This window comes from Corallococcus sp. CA053C, from assembly GCF_003611675.1.
Lineage (GTDB): Bacteria > Myxococcota > Myxococcia > Myxococcales > Myxococcaceae > Corallococcus.
Genome location: NZ_RAWA01000524.1, coordinates 1 through 5,812, shown reverse-complemented (window position 1 = coordinate 5,812; position 5,812 = coordinate 1). Strand labels below are relative to the sequence as shown.

Below are 5,812 nucleotides of genomic sequence, written 5' to 3'. Positions count from 1 at the left end.
GGCGCGACGCCGTTCCTGCTGCCGCTGCTGTTCCAGGTGGGCCTGGGCTGGGGGCCGCTGGAGGCGGGGCTCGTCACCATCGGCACGGGGATGGGGGCCTTCGCGTGCAAGCCGGTGGCGCCCGCGCTCATCCGGCGCGTGGGCTTCCGCAAGACGCTCGTCGCCTCCAACCTGCTCACCGCCGCGCTGACGGCCGTGCCCGCCTTCTTCCGCGCCGGCACGCCCATCCCGTTCATCATCGGCACGCTCATCTTCAGCGGCTTCATGCGCTCGCTGCAGTTCACCGCCACCAACACCGTGGCGTACGCGGACCTCCCCCGGGAGTCGGTGAGCAACGCGTCCACGCTGGCGGTGGTGACGCAGCAGATGGCGCTGAGCGTGGGCATCAGCTTCGGCGGCCTGATGCTGCACGTGGCCCGGGGCGGCGGCGACGTGCGACTCACGCCGGACCGCTTCCTGCTGCCCTTCCTCGCCATCGGCCTCGTGTCGTCGCTGGCCGGTCCGCTCTTCCGCCGACTGCCGCCGGATGCCGGCGCGCACATTGGTGGACGGAACGCGGCGCGAGGCTGAAGCCGCGCTCCACCTGACGTCGGACAAACGACGCTTCCGCGCACGCAACGCTTCCCCGCTGGCCCCATCCGCAGGGCAGGCGGGCGGGCGACGCCCCGTTTCCCACACCTTCTCCAGGCCCGCCCCACCCACCAGTTTCTCCGCCAGGAATCCAACGGAGGGGGACAGGCATGGGTTGGGCGGTACTCACGGGACTGCTGCTGACGGGCATGACGGCCGCGACACCGCCCACGGCCATTCCGGTGCGGGGTGGCAACGCGCTGACCCTGCCCGCGCACCGTCACCTCGTCCGGGTGTCCCGCGGCGAAGGCTCCGTGCTGCTCGCGGCGGTGCAACAGGGCGGACAGGACGGCCACGGGCTGCGCATGTTCCGCAGCGACAACGGCGGTGGCAGCTGGAAGCTGGAGGGCGTCATCCACGACGGCTCCACCTACGACCGCGCGGACCTCATCGTGGTGGGCCGGGACGTGGCGCTCGTCTACGCGGTGGAGACGCCGGACAGCCAGGGCATCAGCGGCTCCACCAGCCGGGACGTGTTCTTCCAGTGGTGGCGCTACAGCTCGTCGAAGAACCGCTGGAGCCCCGAGTCCGCGGTGCGCGTCTTCGACTCCACCAGCTCCAGCACCGCGTACTACCGCGCGGAGCTGGCGCGCGACTCGAAGGGCCGGCTGTGGGTGCAGGCCTTCTTCCGCGAGAAGGACGGCAGCAACACGCTGAGCATCGCGGTCAGCAGCGACGGCGGCTCCACCTTCCGCGAACAGTCCGCGCTCGCGCGCGACATCTCCAAGCGCGGCGGCGGCCGGCTGGTGCACCTGGGCAGCCGCTTGATGATGCTGTGGAGCTCCCACAGCGGATCCGACAGCACGCGCTACCGGATCCGCGACGACAGCGCGTCGCTGTCCTCCTGGTCCTCCACGCGCACCGCCTTCTCCGACGGCATCTACCACGGCGCCGCGCTGAGCGCGGTGGCGGACGGGAAGGGCGGCCTGCACCTGGTCTACAAGGACAACTCCGAGCGCCTGATGTACCGCCGCTTCGACGGCAGCAGCTTCGGCTCCGCGGTGCGCGTGCTGGAGGACGGGGACTGGGCCTCACAGCCGGCGCTCACCCGCGTGGGCAGCAGCCTGTATCTCTTCTACAACCAGCCCCGGAGCGACGGCAGCGGCTACCGGCTGTGGGTCCGCGCGCTCTCCTCCAGCGGCAGGCCGGGCGCGGGCAAGGAACTCGCGTCGGTGTCCGGCTTCGCGGGCTACCCGGCCACGCCGGAGGTGCTGCCCTCGGGCGTGCCGCTGGTGGTCTTGTTCGGCATCGAGCCCTCGTCCGGCTCCAGCAACCGGGTGTCGTTCTTCTCCACCAGTTCGTCGTCGCTGAAGTCGAGCGCGGTGGCCGCGAAGGCCGTGGAGAACGACGGCGAGGACGCGCGCGTCGCCGCCACGGGAGGCTCCGGGGGATCGGCTTCGTCCGGCCCGACGCCCCAGGACCCCGGCACGCCCGTCAGCACGCTGACGGGCCCGTCCCAGGAGGCGGTGGCCGTCGGGTGTGGCGGTGCCAGCGCGATGTTCGCGGTGTTGCTGAGCTTGAGCCTGATGGAGCTGGGGCGTCGCCTCCGCACCCGGGCCCTGCGCGTCTAGCGCGGGCCGTCAGGGTTGGAGACACGCGTGGACGGTGCGCGCGCGGGCGGAGTCCCCGGGAGTCATCCCGAGGGGCACCGCCCGTGGGCGCGTCTCCCGGGTGGGGAGACGCGAAGCCCGTTCGCGCGAGCGACTACGTCGTCGTCGGAGCGGTCGCGGTGTCCGGCGCGTCGTCCGTGTCGGCATCGTCGTCGCCCGTGTCGGCGTCGTCAGCGTCGATGGGCGCCGTGGAGGCGGCACCTTCCGCGGCCGGGTGATGGCCACCTTCCGGGTGCGGCTTCTTCTGGCTCGGCGGCGAGGCCTTGCGGGCGGCCGCGGCGGCCTGGCGCGCGAGCTCGCGGGCCTTCTGCGCGACCTTCGGCGTGGGCGCGAGGATCATGAACATCTGCCGGCCTTCCATGCGCGGCATCTGCTCGGCGACGGCCACGTCCTTCAGGTCCTTCACGACGTCATCGAGGATGGCGCTGCCCAACTCCTTGTGCGTGATTTCACGCCCGCGGAACTGGATGACGACCTTGGCCTTGTTGCCCTCTTCGATGAACCGGCGGGTGTTGCGCACCTTGAACTCGTAGTCGTGCTCCTCCGTCTTGGGACGGAGCTTCACTTCCTTGAGCTGGATGACCACCTGCGTGCGCTTCGCGTCCGAGGCCTTCTTCTTCTCCTCGTACTTGAACTTGCCGTAGTCCATGATCTTGCAGACCGGCGGCTTGGCCATGGGGCTGACTTCGACGAGGTCGAGCCCCTCGGTTCGGGACCGCTCCAGGGCGGCCTCGATGGTCATGACCCCGAGCTGCGAACCATCGGAGCCCACGACACGGACTTCCCGCGCGCGGATGCGGCGGTTGGTTCTCTGGTCCCTGTTGGGACCGCGACTGTTTCTCTGTTCGCGAATGATGTGAACATCCTCCAAAAAGGGTTGCAGACCCACCACCCGTGAAGATGTGGCGGGCCCTTCAAAGTGGCAGGCCCTACGGTGTGTACGGCAGTCAGCCTGTCCGACTCCCGATCGGGACGGTAGGCCTTCTGCCCCCAAAGCGTCAGGAAGCACGCCTTCTGGCCAGCCAGGCAGGGAGACGTGCAACCGACTCTATCCGGTTCACGACCCCCCAAGGCAAGGTAACGCGGGAGCGTCGCCATTCCCACGACCCGGCGTCGCCTAGGATGCGCCCCATGGGGAAACGGTCCACCACGTCCGTCCGCGTCCCGAAAAGATGCCGACTCCCCGGGGTGGTTGCGCTCGCCGCGCTGCTCCCGTCCGCCTGCCTGCCCGTCTCCGACCCGGCGGACCCTGTCCCACCTGGCCGGGCCCAGGCCATCGTCCAGGGCTCGGACGCGCCCGGGGACACCGCCGCGGTGGCGCTCGTCGCCCGGCGCACGCGCTGTGGGGGCGAGCCGCCGGTCCTCCTCTGCTCGGGTGCCCTCATCGCCCCGGACGTGGTGCTGACGGCGGCGCACTGCCTGGCCGTGTTCGGGCAGGAGGGGCCCTACGAGGTCTTCCTCGGCCAAACGCTGCTTCCGGAGCCCGGGGCTGGAGGCCGGTTCGTGCGCGTCACCCAGGTGGTGGCCCACCCCGGCTATGTCCCGGCCACGCACGCCTACGACGCGGCCCTGCTGCGGCTGGCGACGCCCGTGAACGACGTGCCGCCCTTCCGCCTGCCGGGTCCCACCGACGCCCCGGGGGTGGGAAGCCCCGTACGGGCGGTGGGTTATGGGGACACGAAGGACGCGGCCCGGCCCTCGGGGCAGCGGCGCCAGGGGCAGCTCCAGGTGACGGGCGTGGCCCCGGGCTCCTTCCAGGCGGGACCCGCGCCGGGGATGAGCTGCGTGGGCGACAGCGGAGGGCCGGTATTGGGAGCCACCGAGGGGGACCCGGGCACCGAGGTGCTGTGGGGCCTCACGGTGAGCGGGGACGTGGCCTGTCGCTCGGAGGCGGTCCAGGTGCGGGTGGATGCGCTGGAGGACTTCCTCCGTCCCTTCCTCGAAGCGCCTCCGCCCCCGGCCGCGCCCACGCCGCTCCCCCTGGACGCCCTCTGTCAGGAGGCCTGCGCCACCGACGCCGAGTGCCCCGCTGGCCTCCTCTGCGTCGCCGCCGGGGACGCCCCCGCCCGCTGCCTGCTGCCCGCGCTCCAGGCGGGGAGCTTCGGGGCCGCGTGCTCGGAGGACGCCGCGTGTGGCGCGCAGGGTGTGTGCGCCCGGCTGGAGGTGGAGGGGGATGCCGCCTGCCGCTGCTTCACCCCCTGCGAGGCCGCCGTGGATCCGCCGAACCCCGGGGACGGCCCTCCGGACACGGGCGGAGGGTGTGCCCTGGCACCGGGCCCCGTGGACGGGATGTGGGCCGTCCTGCTCGGGCTGCTCAGGTGGGTGGGGCGACAGCCCCATCGAAGAAGTTCACGGTGTCGGTCCAGGAACCACTCCGCGTGAAAGCGCCCACAAAAACGCAAATGTAGGCGCAACTCAGGAAATCAGCTTCCGAGAATCCTGCATCCACGGTCTTCGGCAATCACAAGGTCCTCTCCCCCCATGAGCGACTACCGGATCAAGTCGGGCGACACCCTCAGCAGCATCGCCAAGCGCTTCAACACGGATGTGGGCTCGCTGATGAAGGCGAACCCGAACATCAAGAACGCAGACCTCATCTACGCGGATGCGAAGCTCAACATCCCGGGGAGCAAGGACGAGTTCCAGGCGCAAGGCACCGCGAAGGGCCCGAACCTCACGGGCGGTTCCCAGCAGACCGGCGGCACCGACGCCACCAGCGGCGCGCAGCCCGTGGGCGACGTGCCCCCGGGCCAGGTCGGTGACTGGATCAAGCAGGCCATGGACATCCTGAAGGCCAACGGCGTCCCGGCGGAGAAGATGGATCCGCAGGCTATCGCCGCCATCATCCAGCACGAGTCCAGCGGCAACCCGAACGCCATCAACAACTGGGACTCCAACGCGCAGAAGGGCACCCCTTCCATCGGCCTGATGCAGACCATCCAGCCGACGTTCGACGCGCACAAGCTCCCCGGCCACGACAACATCCGCAACCCGGTGGACAACATCATCGCGGGCGTCCGCTACTCCATCGAGCGCTACGGCTCGGTGTCCAACGTCCCGGGCATCAAGGGCCTCCAGAACGGCAGCGGCTACGTCGGTTACTGACCGGCGCGCTCCACCCCCCCACGCAGCACCGCGCCCCGCCGTGGAAGGCGGTCCCCGAAGCAGGGACCCACTTCCACGGCGGGGCGTCGTCTTTCGTTCCGACGGATCAGCCCCCGTGCAACATGGAGCGCTCGTGCGGTCCACCCGCGCGCTTGATGTGGATCTGGCTGGGCGCCTTCTTGCGGCCTCGCAGCCCCGTGCCCCGGTTGTTGCGCTTGGGGCCATGGTGCTCCGCGGCCGGCCCCAACGTCACCCGCTTCAGGTCCTTCGCCTTGCGCAGCTCGGCCGCCTCATCGTGCGGCAGCGTCGGGCGCGCCTTCTTGGCCTGCATGCTGGGCTGGGCCGCCCGCGCATTCACGCGTCGCTTGTTCTTGATGCCTGTCATCGGGGTCCGCACGGACATGGACATCCTCCTGTCCTCCAGAGGTAGGGACCCCGACCAGGGGGTGCCATCCGGGGCCAGGGGC

General features: G+C 70.8%; 6 protein-coding genes. 4 read left to right on the top strand and 2 right to left on the bottom strand.

Going from position 1 to position 5,812, the window contains the following annotated elements; genetic code table 11:
• Together D7V97_RS39040 and D7V97_RS39035 are read left to right on the top strand one after the other, a co-directional pair.
• On the top strand, positions 1-570 hold a 570-nt coding region (locus D7V97_RS39040), incomplete at its 5' end, for an MFS transporter (protein WP_120615665.1).
• A gap of 170 nt (positions 571-740) precedes the next feature.
• Entirely contained in the window at positions 741-2,201 is a 1,461-nt protein-coding gene (locus D7V97_RS39035) for a sialidase family protein (protein WP_120615664.1), read from the top strand.
• A gap of 133 nt (positions 2,202-2,334) precedes the next feature.
• On the opposite strand, the gene infC is transcribed toward D7V97_RS39035, so the two are convergent.
• The gene (gene infC / locus D7V97_RS39030) at positions 2,335-3,096 is read right to left on the bottom strand and encodes a translation initiation factor IF-3 (protein ID WP_120615667.1); all 762 of its coding nucleotides are present in this window, start codon (positions 3,094-3,096) and stop codon (positions 2,335-2,337) included.
• A gap of 332 nt (positions 3,097-3,428) precedes the next feature.
• On the opposite strand from infC, the gene D7V97_RS39025 reads away from it, so the two are divergent.
• Complete coding sequence (locus tag D7V97_RS39025; RefSeq protein ID WP_233583518.1) at positions 3,429-4,622, top strand: trypsin-like serine protease; 1,194 nt, start codon at positions 3,429-3,431, stop codon at positions 4,620-4,622.
• A 99-nt stretch (positions 4,623-4,721) separates the two neighbouring features.
• Entirely contained in the window at positions 4,722-5,345 is a 624-nt protein-coding gene (locus D7V97_RS46295) for a LysM peptidoglycan-binding domain-containing protein (RefSeq protein ID WP_120615662.1), read from the top strand.
• 106 nt (positions 5,346-5,451) lie between these two features.
• Here D7V97_RS46295 and D7V97_RS39015 read toward each other — a convergent pair whose 3' ends face one another.
• Positions 5,452-5,748 (bottom strand): hypothetical protein, encoded by a 297-nt coding sequence (locus D7V97_RS39015; protein ID WP_120615666.1) that lies wholly within the window; start codon positions 5,746-5,748, stop codon positions 5,452-5,454.
• Between the last annotated feature and the right edge of the window lie 64 nt (positions 5,749-5,812).

Excerpts from the sequence above, each read along its gene's own strand:
- D7V97_RS46295 (WP_120615662.1), top strand. The coding sequence starts at position 4,722 with ATGAGCGACTACCGGATCAAGTCGGGCGACACCCTCAGCAGCATCGCC.
- D7V97_RS39035 (WP_120615664.1), top strand. The coding sequence starts at position 741 with ATGGGTTGGGCGGTACTCACGGGACTGCTGCTGACGGGCATGACGGCC.
- D7V97_RS39015 (WP_120615666.1), bottom strand. The coding sequence starts at position 5,748 with ATGTCCGTGCGGACCCCGATGACAGGCATCAAGAACAAGCGACGCGTG.